Below are 17,153 nucleotides of genomic sequence, written 5' to 3'. Positions count from 1 at the left end.
ACATCAAAATTAGGAGGGGTTTTATGGATAGTGTTTTTATGTTTATTTGTACTTTGTTGGTTTTATTGATGACTCCGGCTTTAGCATTGTTTTATGGAGGGCTCGTGAAGAGTAAGAATGTACTAAGTACCACAATGCATAGTTATACTAGTATGGCTGTTATTTCAATACAGTGGGTATTAATTGGATTTACGCTGGCCTTCGGATCAAGTCAATTTGGGCTAATTGGTAGTTTAAACTTTTTTGGATTAAAAGATGTTGGTTTTTCTGTAAACAGTGTTTATTCATCAACTATTCCATTTAGTCTGTTTATGATGTTTCAAATGATGTTTGCTATTTTAACTCCAGCTATAATGTCAGGGGCATTCGCTGAGCGTATGAAATTTAGTTCTTTCTTAGTTTTTATTTTGTTGTGGACTACGATAGTGTATGACCCTTTAGCGCACTGGGTTTGGGGGGTTGGAGGTTGGTTAAGAAAACTAGGAGCTTTAGACTTTGCTGGTGGAACTGTTGTGCATATTGCAAGCGGAGTTTCTGGATTAGTTGTCGCATTGGTACTTGGTAAAAGAAAGCAGAGTAAAGATAACGGGGGTCACCATATTCCTCTTACTGTTCTTGGGGCAGGATTGCTATGGTTTGGTTGGTTTGGATTTAATGTTGGAAGTGCATTAACGTTAGACGCTATTGCTATGAATGCTTTTATTACTACAATGATTGGTGCGACAGGCGGATGTCTTTCTTGGATGGTTAGTGAATGGGCTAAAAATAAAAAACCAACTGTTTTGGGCGCTGTTAATGGGGTTGTTTCGGGATTAGTTGCCATAACTCCGGCTTGTGGGTTTGTAGATGTTCCTTCATCCATTTTAATAGGTGTAATATCAGGAGTGATATGTAACTTCTCAGTATCTTACATTAAAGAAAAATTTAAATATGATGATGCATTGGATGCTTTCGGGCTGCACGGATTCGGTGGAATCTGGGGAGCTATTGCCACGGGTTTATTTGCTTCCACCAAAGTAAATGAAGCTGGGAATAACGGATTATTTTTTGGTGGCGGATTAGATTTAATTTTTAAACAAGCAATAGCTGTTGGGACTACGGTGACGTTTTGCTTTGCTTTTACTTTTATTATCATTAAAGTTGTTGATTTCTTTCTTCCAATAAGAGTATGTGAAGATACTGAAGAAACTGGATTAGATATTTCCTTGCACGGAGAAATAGCATATAAATGAATAATGATAGGTTTGTTTTGTTTGCTGAATTTAACTTTTAAAATGATTTGGTCTGTGCTAACATATCTATTTGTTAGGAAATTCATCTGACAAAAGTGATTGTTTAATTGGAGATCAAAGTTTATATAGTAACAAGGCCTGTAAAGAAATTCTGAAAATGGAGGCAACTCTAATATGGATGATAAAAAAAAAGAAATAGAAGAAATTATCCGTATTGTATATCATAATGAGAAACTATATGCTTTCCTAAAGAAAAGCATTAAAATCATCGCTCATATTTTAACATTGTTTTTTATTATGTGTTTATTATTAGCTTTTCATTGCATAGGGTTATTCTCTAAGTGGTCAGAGGAGACTGTTATGATTACTCATATAACAGCAATAACGCTTGGAATGGCTGTTTTGATAAATGGATTCTCTTATTATTTAAAAGGTGACGATTACATTGATACCTTGTTAGAGGACATTAAAGCTATGAAAAAGATTTTAGAAAAAAATAAATCTTAATTCACTGATTTGTAAAAAGCCCATAATTTTTAAGGGCTTTTTTATATTAATTCCACCATTTATCGAACATAGTTGCTGGAGGGTTTCGTTTGTGTTCCGTTGAGTTGTATCTTTCTTCAATGATTTTTGTGATGTTGCTAGGAACATTTTTCCCTTCTAAATAATCATCTATTTGATCATATGTAATTCCCAATTCGGTTTCATCTGTTTGTTGTGGTTTTTCATCTAATAAATCCGCTGTTGGTTCTTTTAAATAGAGTTGCTTGGGAGCGTTTAATTCTTTTAAAATCAATCTACCTTGCCTTTTAGATAGTCCATTTAATGGCAAAAGGTCAGCTCCTCCATCTCCGTATTTAGTGAAGAAACCAGTGATTGCTTCTGCTGCGTGGTCTGTTCCTATTACCAATAAACCATCCATCCCGCCAATAGCATATTGGGAAACCATTCTGATTCGAGCTTTTACATTTCCTTTGTGATAATCTGACAAAGGTGTTCCAATAGCTGTTTGATAATCTTTATTAAGAGCTTCTACAGTATTATAAACATTAAATATTTTAATAACATCAGGATTTATAAAATTCAAAGCTAGTTGGGCATCATCTTCATCTTTTTGAGTGCCATAAGGTAATCTAACCGCTGTAAATGTTGAATCGTGCCCTTCGTTTCTTAACTGATAAACTGCAATTTGGGCTAGTTTTCCCGCTAAAGTCGAGTCTTGGCCACCGCTGATACCAAGGACAAAACCATTGGCTTTTGAAGTCAGTAAATAACTTTTCAAAAAATCAACTCTTAATTCAATTTCGAGTTTGGGATCGATATTAGGTTTTACGTTTAATTCTTTAATAATTTGCTGCTGTTTAGTAGTCATAATTTTATTCCTCCGAAATCATCGCTTTTATTTTAATCTACTTGGCTGTATATCTTGTTCTTCACTATATAATCGTAAACTTCGTCTCGCATTAAATATTGAGGATACCTTCCCATTGAGATTTCATCTCTAATATAACTAGAGCTGATTTCCATTGCTATTCCTTTGTCTACCAAATGGAATCTTGAACCATCGTGATATTTTCTTAGAAGGGGGCTTTTTGAAATTTCTTTTAACATATCGATATTCTCTCGTGACATTACCACAAATTTGTTTTCCTTTATCAAGTTTTCCCTGTGTTTCCATCTAAGGTGAGGTTGGACATTTTGGTTATCGATCTCTGCTAAAATATCTGCTCCCATAATGAAATGGACTTCGTCGTCCGGATATTTTTCTTTAAAGTATTTCATAGTGAAGTATGTATATTGCTTTCCGATTCCCGCTCTTGCATTCATTTCATAATCATCGGCCTCGAATAAAGGATTTTTTTTAATTGCGAGTTGAATCATATTCCATCTGTGTTCGTCACTTACTTCGATTATCTTTCCGTCGCTGCGATTTTTGAAACAAGGGACAAATACTACGAGTTTAAAATTACATAAATCTGCTAAAGTTTTCGCTAAAAATAAATGTGAGTCTGTTATAGGATTGAAAGACGAGCCGAATATTCCGATTTTGCCCATTGTTAGGACCTCCTGAAAACAATAATAAAATAGGTTGGGGGAGGCAATGCCTCCGACAGTTGAAAAAGTTACTTTGAGACCTCTTTACGTATTTCTTCGATTTTGTTCATTTTGTTATCCCAACAAATCTTACTTAGATCTACTGGGTATTCCTCTGGACGAATAAGTCTTTTGTACTCAGACCACAAAACATTTAGATTTTCTTTAACAAAAGATCTGATTTCATCCAAGTTTGGAATCTCGTAAATAAGTTTTCCGTTATCAAATATCGTGTGATGTAATTCTTTTGCTTCAAAGTTTGTCACGATCTTGCTTACAAATGTGTGAACCGGATGGAACATATTTAATTTGTATTCATTTTTTGGGTTTTCAAAATCCATAGTTATATAATCACCCTCTGATTTCCCGCTGGATTTATTTATTATCCTATAAACTTTCTTTAAACCAGGAGTTGAAACTTTTTCTGGATTGGCGCTAATTTTTATAGTATCTATCATTTCGCCATTTTCTTCGATAGAAACTAATTTATATACTGCACCTAAAGCCGGTTGATCAAAAGCTGTTATAAGTTTAGTTCCGATTCCCCAAATATCAATTGCTGCACCTTGCGATTTCAAATTCATAATTGTGTTTTCATCTAGATCGTTGGAGGCCGATATTTTTGTTTCTTTAAAACCTGCTGCATCTAATAACTTTCGAGATTCTTTCGATAAATAAGCAAGATCTCCGCTATCAAGCCTAATTCCTTTGAAATTGATTTTTTCTCCTTCTTCTTTTGCGACTTTAATTGCATTTGGAACACCTGATTTTAATGTATCGTATGTGTCTACTAAAAAGGTGCATTCGTTGTGACTGCTTGCATACTTTTTAAAAGCTGTATATTCATCGCGGTATGCTTGAACCATAGAATGAGCGTGTGTTCCCGCAACGGGTATTCCAAATTTTTTGCCAGCTCTTACATTAGATGTGGCGTGAAATCCAGCAATATAAGCTGCTCTAGTACCCCAAATAGCTGCATCCATTTCTTGGGCTCTTCTTGTGCCAAATTCCATAGCGATATCATCGCCTATAAGCTGTACTATTCTTGAAGCCTTCGTCGCAATTAATGTTTGATAATTGATTATATTTAAAAGTGGGGTTTCAATTAATTGTGCCTCTATTAAGGGTGCTTCTATTCGAAGGATAGGTTCATTAGCAAAAACAATTTCACCTTCCTTCATAGCTTTGATTGTACCAGTGAACCTCAGAGTGCTTAGAAAATTTAAATATTCTTCTTCGTATCCCAATTCACGTAGGTATTCAATATCGCTTGATGTGAACTTGAAATTTTCGAGAAATTCAATTACGCGTTCAAGTCCTGCGAAGATCGCATAACCATTTCCGAAAGGTAGTTTTCTGAAATAAAGTTCGAAAACAGATTTTTTATTTTGAAGTCCATCTCTCCAATAAGTTTCTGCCATATTAATCTGATATAAATCTGTATGTAATGTTAAGCTATCATCATTGAAATTTTGATTATTCATATGATACGACCTCCGAAAATAATAAATTTTTTAGTTTGAACATCGATTAAACAATTTCTGCTCCTAAAGTTTTCTTGAAGTGTTCTAACGCCCATTTGTGTCCTATATCGTTAAAACTTGCTACAGCATCTTTGTGAATAACAATTTTAAATCCTTTGTTATAAGCATCTACGGCTGTATGTAGAACGCAAATATCGGTGCATACTCCAATTAGATGGAGTTCGTTGACGTTTCGCTCTCTTAATATAAGTTCAAGATTAGTTCCAGCGAATGCACTATATCTTGTTTTATCTAACCAATATACAGAAGAGGAGCGTTTGTGCTTTTCGTACAACGATTGTAGGTCACCATATAAACAGCGTCCTCGACTCCCTTCTATATTGTGTGGTGGGAAAAGCCGGTGTTCAGGGTGAAATATGTCTTTTTCTTTGTGAAGGTCAACTGCAAAAACAACAAAATTATTTTCAGCTAAAAATTGCTTTGTTATCTCTGAAATATTCGCCTCAATTATTTGTCCTGGTTCACCACAAGTGAGTTTCCCGCTGTTGTCAACAAAGTCAAAAGTATAATCTATATTTAGTAAGGCTCTATTCATTATTTATCCTCCTAGTTCTATAATTAACACTTTGTTAATTATAGTATGTAAAAAAAATTAGTATCTTGCAGTATAAATTGGTTTAATGATGTCCATATCTATAAATTCATATAGTTGTGTAGGTATTTTTGAAGTTCTTTGAGTTTTTAGCCCTGGAACTGCTTTGATAAAGGGAAGTGTTTTTATTTTTCTCAAAAATGATTGGTTGCTAGAGATGGCTGGATCGTTTGTGACGGTTAGAAGTACCGCTTGTAATTCTGAAAAAGTAAAATGCTTTGGCAAAAAGCTTTTCGCTATAGTTGTCTGCAATAAATCCGCTTTAATTATTTTAATTGCATCTTTAATGATGTCGTAATGATCAAAAGCTAAATCTATTTTTAATACTTCATCTACAGGGAACAATTGAACATCAACTGCGTCATCATTAGCTTTTCTTTGAGATAAGTACAGTTCGGGAACTATTGCGTAATGAGCGTTTGAAATTATCCAACCGCGCGGATCTCTTCCAGGAGAATCGTAAACTCCAAAATGTTTGATGTGGATACCTCCAATACTTGTCTCTTCAAGTAATTCTCTGTTTGCTGCCTGATAAGCGGATTCGTTTTCTTGTACGAACCCACCTGGTAAAGCCCATTTACCAGCCTCGATATTCATTTTTCCTTCAGCATTGCGTTCAGCACGTCTTATCAGCATAATTTTCAAATTCATTTTCGGTGGTTTGTAAGGTCCTAAATCCTCGCGAACTACTGTGAAAACAGCAATATCAGAGGTATAGCCGTCTGGTGTACGAAATTGTTTCACATCGTATTCTTCTAGTGCTTTTATGTTTTTATCGGACATATGATTACCTCCTATGTTTATACATTATATAAAGAATTGTTTAACCCTCTCTTTCAATTAACATTTTGTTAATTATTCATATTATATTTTCTTTCTTTTGAAAAAACAAGTATTTTCAAATTTTTTAGAAGTTATGAACAAAACAATATATAATTTTTAAAAAGGATGTGGATTTATTTGTATAGTTTGACACAAGAAAAATGGAATGTATGTTTAGATGAAATTATTTTGGAAGTATATAAGTTGCACCCAGAAATAACCCCTATTAATAAACCAATAGTCAAATTTAATTTGAAAGAATATTCGGAAGAAGACGTTATTAGAACTATCATAGAAGATAATGACTGGTTAATAGAACCTGATAATAATGAATTGTTTCAACAGGCTAAAATTGATTTTAACAATTTATTTACGGGAGCTGATTTTTACTTTCAATGCTATAACAAGATTAGGATTACGAACTATTCCGAGGTTTATGATGTGTTAGGGAATTGCGATAATCCTGAACAAATCCTGAATGCAGTTAAAGTGTTAGACCCTGAAAATTATGACGCCTTGAAAATACAATTTATGTTCTCTTCGGATACAAAATTAATAGAAAAAACTGTAGACAGGTTAGATATTCTAGCAATTAAAAAAGCAACAGAGTATAGTGGTTCTCTTGACTTTACTAAATATGTTGATGAAACGTCTGAAAGTATTATGGCTATAACAAAAAACATAATTAATAAATATTATTAAGCAGTCGGGATTCCGCTACTTTTCTTATTTGAGAAAATGTCTAATATTTTTTGTTTAGAAAATATTTTCCCATCTTTCAAAAAAACAATCTATATTTTCTAAAAAAATAGGAGTGTTAATTATGGATAAAATCAACGAAAAACGAATGTGTTGTCTAAATGAAATTATTGAGGAGATTAAAAGAGCACATCCTGAATTAATGGATAATGATCTTATGACAGTAATAAAAGGTGATTCTGAAGAATCTATCCTAAATGTAATTAAAGAAAACCATTGGGATATTGTGCCCGAATTTAATGAAATATTTCAATCCGAAAGAATTGATTTTAATGATTTATATTGTAGTGTTGAATTCCGTTTTATTTGTTTTAATGAGATTGAATGTTTTATTAGTTCTGATTTAAAATTAATTCTCGAGGAGGCCGATGATGAAACCTTTTTGGATACTGTTAAAGAATTAGATCCAGATTGTTATAATGAAACAGAGATTAAGCTTATGTTTACATCTGATAAGAGTAGTCTTCGCAAAAGTGTTTTAGAAAAATTGGAAGGTTTATCTTTAGATAAAGCGTATGAGTTAGAAGCTGAATTGAACTTTGAGAAATATGTTAAAGAAACGTCTGAAAGTATTATGGATATAACAAATAACATAATTAATAATTATTATTAAAAAAGCAGCGGGATCGTCCCGACTGCTTTTCCTTTTTTAACCATTCCGGAGCGTCCTGGAAGAGACCTAGCTAATTTAATTGAAGTTTCAGCAATGGACTGAGGCTTAAACAACAAGGTTATAAGAAAAAGGACTAAAAACAACTAGTTCATATCTAGTTGTTTTTATCTGAAAAAATTGCAAAGTTTAAAAGTTTTTTGCTGCTATTTTTAATAACTTGTCTATCGCTTTTTCATTGTTCCCATCTGAAAAAGATTGGATAAAGTTAATCCATAACTTTGATAACAATTCTTCTACGGTAAAGTGTATTCCTAACAACTCATCTAATTCTGCAAGTATTATTTCTCCTCGTTCGATATTCTTCTTTGAAACAGTATAGTCAATCTCGATTTCGGTTGATCCATAATTTTGGTAAGTATATTTTTTATTGTTCATAGGATCGTTGATCATAACTTCTCCAAGAGAAAAATCATACTTTGTTAATTCGTCGTACATTTTACGAGGATTATGTTTTTTCATATGTCTATGTATGAAATCGACGTACAAAATGTTTATGAAGTGACTAGTATTCATTGGAGAATCATAAACGCTTCTTATATAATCACATATTAATCTGGTCCGCAAATAAACAGAATGGGGAATAGTAACAGTTAATTCGGCTTCGGTGACTCTTATGTCCAACCAACATTCTATCCATTGAAATATAGAATTTTTCCTTTTTGATTTTTCGTATTCATTCCCCAAAAGATCTAATGAACTGTAAGTTTTCATAAGTTTTGATCCTCCTATTAAAATAACTGTTGATCTAATCTATGAAGGTAGAATGCATACTATGTATATTTTTTTGTTTTTCTGTGAAAACTGGGCTTAAACAAAAAAGTATATAATGGAGGAATAAAATGAACAAAATTAAGAGCTGTGAAAATAAAAAAAAGAAAGTACAAAAATTAATAAAGAAGATTGAAAAAAAAGGGCCCTTAAAACAAGTTAAAGTACGCAAGTTTTGTTAGATAATTTAAACATAAAGAAACTAATATTTTTAGTTTCTTTATGTTTTTATCCCTATATTGCTTGTTGTCGTTTAGAATATTATAAAAGTTATAGAGAGAGGTATAGGAGTGACATTATTGAAATATCTTTACAGTAATAAAATTAACTTAAAAATGCTTAGGGATGAGCCAGAGACTTTTGAAAACATTAAAATTTATACTTGGTATGCAATGAATTTGAAAGGGTTAAAACCTATTGACTGGTTTATAATGAATAACGGTACTCGAATTTCATATAAAAAAATTCTCAATGTCAAAGAACGGATTAAAGAGGATAGGAGATTAAATGATTATTCGCGAGAACAAATAAAAAGATTTAATAAGGGTTTTGATTTAAAAATGCCTAATTGTGAAAGATGTAAAAAAGGAGCAATTACTTTTAGAAAAAGTTGGTTTAACAATGAAATGATTTGTTATCAATGTCAAGAAGAAGAATTGAAGCATCCTTTGAAAGAGGTTGGGAATTAAGAGTTTTGAAAAACTTGTCAAGAGAAATCTATGAATGAATTATGATAAAGTTAAAAGCTAGTAAAAATTACTAGCTTTTTGATAAGCTCAGGAGGAAAATCAAAATGGCTTTTGGCAATTATGAAAAGTATAAGTTGATTGAAAAAAGTGAAGAAGAAATAAAAAAAATTCATTCTGGAATAAAAGTAATTTGCAGTAACAAACAGTGCAAAAATAAATTAACCTTTAATCACGATGAACTGAATAGAAAAATAATGTGCACAAAATGCAATTCAGGATTTTTTATTGAGGAAAAAAAGAAGAAAAGAAAGAAGAATAACAGATTCAAAAAAAATAGAAATGACTGAAAGCAGTTCAGTTTGATTTTTATTAATTTATTACCAAAAAAGACCTTGGTTATTCCAAGGTCTTTTTTTATATAAAGATTGATTTGCAACGCGATCTCAATTTCTCTATATAGAAGTAACTTCTGTGAACCTTCCGCTTTAATGGGTGTGTACCCACCATTAAAGATGTAGAAGGGAATGAAGGGGGGTTCTCACAAATAATTGTTGAAAACAAAAAACCCGATCTTAATGATCGGCCAACAGCAAACACCGGCAATGCTTCTGATAATTATTGGCATCGATCCCACAAATAAGTCAGGGTGTTATGCCGAACTAGCATAAAAAAGCAGTTTTTTTTCAAAAAAATAATTATGAAGATAAAATAATTGAAAGGAAAGAAACATAATGGAGGTTTGCAATGAATTTTATTCTATTTTATTATTTCGTGCTTACTGGGAGTGAAAAAACATCAACCTGTTTGGATAAACCAAACAAATTCTTCGGATTAATAGTGACTCCATTTATTTGGATGTTGATTCAATTGATTATAGGATTGATTACTTCGAGTTGGTTGATAATATACTTATTATTCCTTTATATTCTTATTATTAGTTTGAATATAGTCATTGTCTGTAATACAGAAAAAAATTGTCGTAATGTGCGTAGAAAAAAGATCAAAGAAAGAGCTACATATGATGATTCATACAGAAAATATCTTTATCAAAAAGCAAAAATGCAACACAAACATAAAAGTTTTGATAAAGGTTACTTTAGTAAAAGCGAATATAAAAAACTTAATGATAAAGATAAAGAGGAAAAACAAAGTAATAACGATGGACCTATGGAAAAAGCGCTGCGCACACTAGATATTTCTGATCCATATAATAAAGAGTTAATTAGGGGACAGTATAGGAAGTTATCTAAAAAATATCATCCAGATATGCCAAGTGGTGATAATCAAAGATTTATAGAAATAAAAAATGCTTATGATTTAATCAACCAGATAAATTAAAAAAACCTTATTTATAAGGTTTTTTATTTTGTTTCTTAATTCAAATTGGAAAATGAAAGTGTATTTTAGGAGAAAACAATGTGTTAATTTGTTACAATGGTAAGAGAATGTTTGTTCTTAGAAAGGAGTCCTTTTTATGGGAGAACACAAAAGTCGATTTTTAGTCAAACAAAGAGCATTCTTAAAAATTTATTTAATTTCAATGGCAGAGAAAGAGCAACTATACGGAAAGAAATATCAAGAAGTCATAATAAACAAATTCAAAAACTATGGATATAAACCTAACCATTCAGAAATTTATAAATCATTATATGAACTTATAGATGATGGAATTTTGGCAAGGAAAGAAAAAATCAAAGAAGGTATGAAATACCAAAAAGTAGTAAATTACATAATTAAAGATACGGACAAGGTTAAATTATATAAAAAACAATTGAAAGTGGAATTAGATCGATGCTATGGTTTGCTAGGGCAAGCAATCCAGGATATATATAAATAAACCTCTATAATAATTAGGGGTTTTTTTGTTCACCATTTGTGAAATATTAAAATTATTTTTAAGAAACTTCTATAAAATTTAAGATGATTTCATAAAATAAGGATTTTGATACAAAAAAGGATATAAAACCTTGTGTTTTTCTGGAATTAATAGCAATTATCCTTAAAAATATTGTTTTTTTTGAAATTTGTTTATTTTATAAGCTTTTTTATCAAAGAATTAAGTTATAAGGTATATTGTTTGAAAGGAAAGGAGAAAACACAATGCAGCAGGATTTAAATTTGTTACTTGAAAAATCAATTGAATTAGCTTTTGAATTTCATAAAGGACAAGTTGATAAAGGAGGGAATCCTTATACGGATCATTTACTGAGAGTTATGAACGGTTTAACAACAGTTCCAGAAAAAATTGTGGGAGTTCTTCACGATATAGTAGAAGATACTGAAATGACGTTTGCTGAGTTGAAAGAACGCGGTTATCCATTCTTAATAATAGAAGCAATTGACTCTATTACTAGACGAGAAGATGAAACAAGAGATCAATTTATATTTCGTGTTTCTCAAAACCCTATTGGAAGAAAAGTGAAATTAGAAGATCTAAGGGATAATATGGATCTATCTAGGATAAAAAAAATAACTGAAAAAGATGTCAAAAGAATTAAAATGTATCAGAGAGATGTGTTAATATTGACTCAAGAAGGCTGGAGGTTTAACGGTAAAAAATTCAAAAAAACAAAATAGAGGTGGCAGTTATGAAAGAATTGGGATTGGTAAGAAAAGTTGATGATTTAGGACGGATTGTGGTGCCTGTCGAATTAAGAAGAAATTTAGGAATTGATATAAAAGATCCAGTTGAATTTTTTGTAGATGGAAATAAAATTGTTCTTAAAAAATACGTACCAAAGAACGCTTGCGTTGTTACAGGAGAGGTATCTCCAAGAAATATGAGTTTAGCTGATGGAAAAATTGTTATTAGTGAAAGAGGATTGAAAATATTGCTCGAAGAAATTAGAGCAGAGTTTGCAAATAAAAAACAAATATAAAAAGCGCTAGAGTTTCTCTCTTGTGCTTTTTTTGTGTTTGTTTATTTTTTCCTTTCTTTCTAAAAAAAAGATGTAAAATAAAAGTGTGAAATTTTAAGGAGCAAAATAATATAGATTAGATCAAAAGCGAGGAAAGAAAGGAAGGTAGATTTTGAGACTAGACCGGATAGAGAAGGAAATAATTAATATGTTTAAAAAAGAGAAATATTTTTTGGGATGTCAACTGGGTTTTCACTCTAATTGTTATATGTTTATCGATAACGTGCCTAAGAAAAGTACAGAGAGAGGGAACATAGAAATATTTAAAGACGGGTCGTTACATTGGTTTTTTACAACAAACACAAATACAGACAAACAAACTTTTATTGAAGAATTAAAAGTTACACCACGCTGGTTTCAGAAGCTTCACGAAAGTGTGTACGTAATTCTCCATAATAATATTTATATCAGTGATGATCATATGAATAGAAAAAGTGAAAGTTTTTTACACAAATCAAAAAAACATAATAAAATAAAGGTATAAAAACAGCGAAAAATATAACAGAAAGAAAAGGGGAAAAAAATGAAAACGGCTAAACTATATGTGAATACTAGTTGTACATCTTCGAGAAAGGCGGTAGATTATTTTAAAAAAAATAACATTCCATTTAGAGAGATTAAACTTACAAATGAAACTATTTCTAAAGAAGACTTGGAATTGATAATGGAATCATCGGATGGTTTTGAGGATCTTATTAAAAGTACAAAACTAAATGATATTCTTGATATGAGTACTAATCAATGTAAAGAATATATTATTGAAAATCCTACTATTCTCAGGACCCCAGTTATAGTACAAGGTTTAAAAACTTACATAGGTTTTAATGATGATGCATTGGGAATGTTTTTAAACAGAGAACAAAAAACAAGAGAGTACAGAAGATTGGTAAGTGCGATTGCCATTTAAATAACAAAAGAGAAGCTGATTTATTCAGCTTCTCTTTTAAGATGTTTTGACATATATTTTGGGATTTTGAAAGACTTGGTATTAAGCCTTTAACATACTTTGATAGAAGGTTGAAAAGAAAAAAAGCTTTTTAAAAAAGACCTATAGATGCTATAGGTCTTAGATTTTAAAATAGTTGATTTTTTGTTTAAGTTCTTCTGAAAGCTGAGAAAGGGCATTTGTAACAGAAACTATTTCTTTAAAAGATTCATTTTGTTCAGTTATTGCATCGGAAACTTCATAAGTGTTGTTTGCAGTGTCTTCGAGAATTTCTAATATGTCTCTCATTTTTTGAACTATTTCTTCTATTTCTTTGGATATATTGTTAACGGAAGTTGACGATAACAATATATCGTTGCTAACTTCTTTTACCTTAGATGAGATATGCTGAAATGAATCTCCCGCTTCTTTGGCTTTCGAAAGTCCTTCTTTTGTTTCTTTATTTCCTTCCTCAGTTTCAATAAGTGCTTCGTTTATTTCGCTTTGAATAGAATTTAAAAGTTCGTTAATTTTTTTGGTTGAGTCAGCAGATTCTTCCGCTAGAGAACGAACTTTACCAGCTACTACAGCGAATCCTTTGCCTGCTTCTCCAGCTCTTTCTGCTTCAATTGTTGCATTTAAAGAAAGGATATTTGTTTGGCCAGAGATGTCATTTATTAATTGGATGATCTGATTAATTTCTTTTGATTTGGATTGTAATGAAATCATAGTGTTGGTTAAATTTTCAATCTTATTGTTTATATTTTGTATTTGAGTGTTTGTTTGTTTAATTATCCTTTCTCCGGTGACAGATTCGTTAACTGTTGTTTGAGATACCGATGAAAAGTTGTTCAATTGTTTCGATATTGATTGGATATCTCCGGAGAGTTTAAGAATTATTTCGTTTATACCTGCCATATGGGTTGATTGTTCTTCTGACATTTTATTTACATTGTCTAATCTCGATGTATTTTGGGATGAAATTTTTGAGATGTTCTGTGAACTTGAATATAATTCTTCGGAGGTTGAGGATAGTTGAGAGGTATTTAGTGAAACATCTTCTAAAATGCTTCTGAAGCGTTTTGTTAAAGAATTGAAATCATTTGCTAATAACCCGATTTCGTCTTTGCTATTAATCTCGATTTTAACAGTTAGGTTTCCTTTGCTCACTTCTTTTATTTTCTCAGAAACAATTTTGATTGGTTTTGTTGTTCTCTTGATAAAGATTGCTGTAACAATTAAGACTAAGATTAAAGGTATGGAACCTCCTAAAAGAGTCACTTTGATAGTTCCCAAAGTTCTTTCATTAACGATAGAGGAATCAAAATCAATTGCGCTGATTGCAATGACCTCTTTATTTGGATCGTTATCTTTATAAATAGGAGCTAACCCAGTAAGAACCTTTTCTCCATTAGAAGTGTATATATCAGAATATGTTGGATGTTTCATTTCTGAAACGTGATCTAATATCTCTTTGCTTAATTCGTGTTTATCTCCGGATTTAACACCTTTGTCGGTTGAATTCTTATCAGCAGCTATAATGTTACCTTTGGTATCTAGTATGTATTGAGTTTTAAAGATAGACTTATGTTGGGTTGTCCAGTTAAGAGTATCGCCTATAGAATTGATAGCACTTATATCTCCGTTAATAGCTTTCTTAATTTCTTTTGCATCTAATAAGCCGGTTGTAATATTTGCACAACCGTAAGCTTCTACTCCAGCTGACTCTAAAGTCTTGTTATAAACACTGAAATACATTAAGAGATTCGTAATAATAAAACTGATTGTAAGGGAAATGGTTAAAATCAAAACTATTTTTCTGGATATCGTTTTCAATAAATCACCTTCTTATAGATAACAAAAATAAGATAGTCATTTTTCTTAACTATTGCAATGAAAAAGTTCCGTTTTTAGACTAGGGAAAGTACTCTATTCAAAAAAAACTTTGTAATTACACAAAATGTTAACATCTTCTTTTTTATGGATATGATATAATATTTTTGAAAATTGAATATATTTTTAGGGGGAGTATCATTTTGAAGAAATTAGTTGCTTCAGCTTTAGCGGTTTTCTTGCTTACAATTGGTTTTGTTTCACCTGTATCAGCAAATACAGGAGCTGTAAGTGCCCGGCTTGGAGAATCAAAAGATCTGATTATTACGGGCGAAGGCAGATATGTAAAGTTTTCGTGTGATTTGTATGGTGAATCTTCTGGATTCCCTTATGCTTCAGGAGTTTGTCATTTGCGTAAAGTTTCTAACTTTGAAGGTAGTGTTCTAGTTGTAGACTTTACTGATCGTAACGAAAGTGATGATGTTTGGTTGGAAAAAGGGGTTAAATACAGACTTACTGCAACTAATGTAGATGAAAGAATGCCGAATACAACAGTTGTTGCTAGAGTACAGTAAGTTTAAGAGAGCTTTTATAGCTCTCTTTTTGCTTTTTGAGTACGAATATTGTAAATATGAGGGTAAGATACTGGGAAAACGGAAAAACCTCCATTATAATTAATCAGATTCAAAAAGATTAGAGCTCTTTGTGAGGTTTGGTGAAGATAAGATGAATAAAGAAAAACAAATGGTCAATCTATATTTAGATGATAGAAGAGATTGTCCAGAAGGGTTCGTTTTAGCAAGAAATATGGATGAAGCGATCACTGTGTTCTCTAATTACACTGTAAATATGCTTTCATTGGATCACGATTTAGGTGAAGATGAAAATAAAAAATTATTGCCTAGTGGTCAAGATTTTGTTAAATACTTTTGTGAAAAGGGGCTTCACGCGAATAAGATTTACATACATACCGATAATGGACCAGGTAGAGAAGCGATGTATCAAACATTAAAAGCAGCAAGAAAAAGAGGGTTTATTGCTTCCGACATTGAGATTTACCATTATTCCATAACTGTAAATAAATATTCTGATTACGAAGAATAAATAAGTAGAGGAAGTCAGAAATAAGAACTTATGATAAATTTTGTTATATTTCAATCAAAATAGGAAGTTTTGAACTATAATCTAAACAAATTGAATAACAATCTTAGAAGAAAAGGAGAAATTTAAATGACTTTTAAAATGGATGACATTGTTACTGATAAAAATGGAGTTTTGGGAGTTGTTATTGAAATTGGTGAAAAAGAAGAACTTCCTATAGGTGTTTTGTTTGCTGATGTTGACGAAGACCACGGGGTATGGTGGAACTCTGCTGATTCACTAGTCAAAATAGATGTTAACAACCCAGAATATACATTGTTTCATAATTGGTATTCTGAATACAGCGATTATTTCAACAAAGGTGTAAGACCTGATAGAAAAACATTAGACAAATTGTACAAAAAATATTTTCCAATTTAATAAGCCATTAGAACTTTTTATAAAAATTTAAGACCTAGACTCACTTCTAGGTCTTTTTTATGTTAAAAAGCAACAATCTATTTGAAAACAGCGAAAAAGAAAAAGTTGATGTTGTTTTGGTGCAGGACGAAACAAGAATTGGGCGCGGAGATGCTAAACTGGCATTTATGAGATATATCGAAAAGGAAAATGTTAAAATATCCAAATACATTAATTGTTGCTAGAGTACTGTAACGTTTTTAAGAGAGCTTTAAAAGCTCTCTTTTTGTTTGTAAAATGAAGGGGGAATGTAAAATGAAAAGGAACCGATTATAATTAAGAAAAAATTATTAAAAGGTCTGGTGAGGAAAGTTGAATAAAGAAAAACAAATAGTTAATTTGTATTTAGACGATAGGAGAGATTGTCCTAAAAATTTCGTGTTAGCCAGAAATATGGAATGGGGCAATCACTGTGTTCTCTAATTACACTGTAAATATGCTTTCATTGGATCACGATTTAGGTGAAGATGAAAATAAAAAATTATTGCCTAGTGGTCAAGATTTTGTTAAATACTTTTGTGAAAAGGGACTTCACGCGAATAAGATTTACATACATACCAATAATGGACCAGGTAGAGAAACGATGTATCAAACATTAAAAGAAACTCTGACATTAAGATTTACCATTATTCCATAACTCTAAATAAATATTCTGATTACGAAGAATAAATAATTAGACGAAGTCAGAAATAAGAACTTATGTTCCTCAATATATAGACAGTGAATTTGTCAGGTTTTATA

At 31.4% G+C, this 17,153-nt stretch carries 23 protein-coding genes; 16 read left to right on the top strand and 7 right to left on the bottom strand.

Translation table 11 applies throughout. From position 1 onward, the window contains the following. Positions 1 to 23 precede the first annotated feature (23 nt). On the top strand, positions 24 to 1,232 hold the full coding sequence (locus AAGG74_RS17160; protein ID WP_429676419.1) for an ammonium transporter: 1,209 nt from the start codon (positions 24 to 26) through the stop codon (positions 1,230 to 1,232). A 174-nt stretch (positions 1,233 to 1,406) separates the two neighbouring features. Further along, positions 1,407 to 1,739: a hypothetical protein gene (locus AAGG74_RS17155; protein ID WP_429676418.1), complete on the top strand. Its 333-nt coding sequence runs from the start codon at positions 1,407 to 1,409 to the stop codon at positions 1,737 to 1,739. Positions 1,740 to 1,785: 46 nt separating this feature from the next. Here the strand turns inward: AAGG74_RS17155 and nadE are convergent, their stop codons facing one another. From nadE to AAGG74_RS17130, 5 genes are all read right to left on the bottom strand, one after another. Further along, positions 1,786 to 2,607, bottom strand: a complete 822-nt coding sequence (nadE, locus tag AAGG74_RS17150; RefSeq protein WP_429676417.1) for an NAD(+) synthase — start codon at positions 2,605 to 2,607, stop codon at positions 1,786 to 1,788. Positions 2,608 to 2,639: 32 nt separating this feature from the next. After that, entirely contained in the window at positions 2,640 to 3,290 is a 651-nt protein-coding gene (nadD, locus tag AAGG74_RS17145) for a nicotinate (nicotinamide) nucleotide adenylyltransferase (RefSeq protein ID WP_429676416.1), read from the bottom strand. Between the two features lie 68 nt (positions 3,291 to 3,358). Then, positions 3,359 to 4,813 (bottom strand): nicotinate phosphoribosyltransferase, encoded by a 1,455-nt coding sequence (locus AAGG74_RS17140; protein ID WP_429676415.1) that lies wholly within the window; start codon positions 4,811 to 4,813, stop codon positions 3,359 to 3,361. A 46-nt stretch (positions 4,814 to 4,859) separates the two neighbouring features. Beyond that, the gene (locus AAGG74_RS17135; RefSeq protein WP_429676414.1) at positions 4,860 to 5,408 is read right to left on the bottom strand and encodes a cysteine hydrolase family protein; all 549 of its coding nucleotides are present in this window, start codon (positions 5,406 to 5,408) and stop codon (positions 4,860 to 4,862) included. A 57-nt stretch (positions 5,409 to 5,465) separates the two neighbouring features. Then, positions 5,466 to 6,248 (bottom strand): NUDIX domain-containing protein, encoded by a 783-nt coding sequence (locus AAGG74_RS17130; protein WP_429676413.1) that lies wholly within the window; start codon positions 6,246 to 6,248, stop codon positions 5,466 to 5,468. Positions 6,249 to 6,425: 177 nt separating this feature from the next. Here AAGG74_RS17130 and AAGG74_RS17125 point away from each other — a divergent pair, with 177 nt between their 5' ends. Next, on the top strand, positions 6,426 to 6,989 hold the full coding sequence (locus tag AAGG74_RS17125) for a hypothetical protein (protein ID WP_429676412.1): 564 nt from the start codon (positions 6,426 to 6,428) through the stop codon (positions 6,987 to 6,989). Positions 6,990 to 7,110: 121 nt separating this feature from the next. After that, positions 7,111 to 7,659, top strand: coding sequence for a hypothetical protein (locus tag AAGG74_RS17120; RefSeq protein WP_429676411.1), 549 nt, complete (start codon positions 7,111 to 7,113; stop codon positions 7,657 to 7,659). Positions 7,660 to 7,845: 186 nt separating this feature from the next. Here the strand turns inward: AAGG74_RS17120 and AAGG74_RS17115 are convergent, their stop codons facing one another. After that, positions 7,846 to 8,430 carry a hypothetical protein gene (locus AAGG74_RS17115; protein ID WP_429676410.1) on the bottom strand — a complete coding sequence of 195 codons (585 nt, stop codon included), beginning with the start codon at positions 8,428 to 8,430 and terminating at the stop codon, positions 7,846 to 7,848. Positions 8,431 to 8,786: 356 nt separating this feature from the next. On the opposite strand from AAGG74_RS17115, the gene AAGG74_RS17110 reads away from it, so the two are divergent. The 8 genes from AAGG74_RS17110 to AAGG74_RS17075 all read left to right on the top strand — a co-directional run bounded on the left by AAGG74_RS17110 (position 8,787) and on the right by AAGG74_RS17075 (position 13,001). Next, positions 8,787 to 9,176, top strand: coding sequence for a hypothetical protein (locus AAGG74_RS17110; protein WP_429676409.1), 390 nt, complete (start codon positions 8,787 to 8,789; stop codon positions 9,174 to 9,176). A 104-nt stretch (positions 9,177 to 9,280) separates the two neighbouring features. Then, positions 9,281 to 9,523: a hypothetical protein gene (locus tag AAGG74_RS17105; RefSeq protein ID WP_429676408.1), complete on the top strand. Its 243-nt coding sequence runs from the start codon at positions 9,281 to 9,283 to the stop codon at positions 9,521 to 9,523. 397 nt (positions 9,524 to 9,920) lie between these two features. Next, entirely contained in the window at positions 9,921 to 10,514 is a 594-nt protein-coding gene (locus tag AAGG74_RS17100; protein ID WP_429676407.1) for a DnaJ domain-containing protein, read from the top strand. Positions 10,515 to 10,650: 136 nt separating this feature from the next. Next, on the top strand, positions 10,651 to 11,013 hold the full coding sequence (locus tag AAGG74_RS17095) for a Replication termination protein (protein WP_429676406.1): 363 nt from the start codon (positions 10,651 to 10,653) through the stop codon (positions 11,011 to 11,013). A gap of 263 nt (positions 11,014 to 11,276) precedes the next feature. Further along, positions 11,277 to 11,753 (top strand): GTP pyrophosphokinase, encoded by a 477-nt coding sequence (locus AAGG74_RS17090; protein ID WP_429676405.1) that lies wholly within the window; start codon positions 11,277 to 11,279, stop codon positions 11,751 to 11,753. A gap of 11 nt (positions 11,754 to 11,764) precedes the next feature. After that, positions 11,765 to 12,055 (top strand): AbrB/MazE/SpoVT family DNA-binding domain-containing protein, encoded by a 291-nt coding sequence (locus tag AAGG74_RS17085; protein ID WP_429676404.1) that lies wholly within the window; start codon positions 11,765 to 11,767, stop codon positions 12,053 to 12,055. Between the two features lie 187 nt (positions 12,056 to 12,242). Further along, the gene (locus tag AAGG74_RS17080) at positions 12,243 to 12,578 is read left to right on the top strand and encodes a hypothetical protein (RefSeq protein ID WP_429676403.1); all 336 of its coding nucleotides are present in this window, start codon (positions 12,243 to 12,245) and stop codon (positions 12,576 to 12,578) included. A gap of 39 nt (positions 12,579 to 12,617) precedes the next feature. Continuing rightward, on the top strand, positions 12,618 to 13,001 hold the full coding sequence (locus AAGG74_RS17075) for an ArsC/Spx/MgsR family protein (RefSeq protein ID WP_429676402.1): 384 nt from the start codon (positions 12,618 to 12,620) through the stop codon (positions 12,999 to 13,001). Positions 13,002 to 13,160: 159 nt separating this feature from the next. Here AAGG74_RS17075 and AAGG74_RS17070 read toward each other — a convergent pair whose 3' ends face one another. Beyond that, positions 13,161 to 14,855 carry a methyl-accepting chemotaxis protein gene (locus AAGG74_RS17070; RefSeq protein WP_429676401.1) on the bottom strand — a complete coding sequence of 565 codons (1,695 nt, stop codon included), beginning with the start codon at positions 14,853 to 14,855 and terminating at the stop codon, positions 13,161 to 13,163. 200 nt (positions 14,856 to 15,055) lie between these two features. On the opposite strand from AAGG74_RS17070, the gene AAGG74_RS17065 reads away from it, so the two are divergent. From AAGG74_RS17065 to AAGG74_RS17050, 4 genes are all read left to right on the top strand, one after another. Next, positions 15,056 to 15,427: a hypothetical protein gene (locus AAGG74_RS17065; RefSeq protein ID WP_429676400.1), complete on the top strand. Its 372-nt coding sequence runs from the start codon at positions 15,056 to 15,058 to the stop codon at positions 15,425 to 15,427. A 151-nt stretch (positions 15,428 to 15,578) separates the two neighbouring features. Next, positions 15,579 to 15,956 carry a cyclic-phosphate processing receiver domain-containing protein gene (locus tag AAGG74_RS17060; protein WP_429676399.1) on the top strand — a complete coding sequence of 126 codons (378 nt, stop codon included), beginning with the start codon at positions 15,579 to 15,581 and terminating at the stop codon, positions 15,954 to 15,956. 126 nt (positions 15,957 to 16,082) lie between these two features. Next, on the top strand, positions 16,083 to 16,373 hold the full coding sequence (locus AAGG74_RS17055) for a hypothetical protein (RefSeq protein WP_429676398.1): 291 nt from the start codon (positions 16,083 to 16,085) through the stop codon (positions 16,371 to 16,373). A 475-nt stretch (positions 16,374 to 16,848) separates the two neighbouring features. Continuing rightward, on the top strand, positions 16,849 to 17,049 hold the full coding sequence (locus AAGG74_RS17050; RefSeq protein WP_429676860.1) for a cyclic-phosphate processing receiver domain-containing protein: 201 nt from the start codon (positions 16,849 to 16,851) through the stop codon (positions 17,047 to 17,049). Positions 17,050 to 17,153 lie beyond the last annotated feature (104 nt).

This window comes from Bacillus mexicanus, from assembly GCF_050445615.1.
Lineage (GTDB): Bacteria > Bacillota > Bacilli > Bacillales > Bacillaceae > Bacillus > Bacillus mexicanus.
The sequence above is the reverse complement of the archived record's forward strand: the minus strand, read 5'-3'. Positions and strand labels throughout refer to the sequence as shown.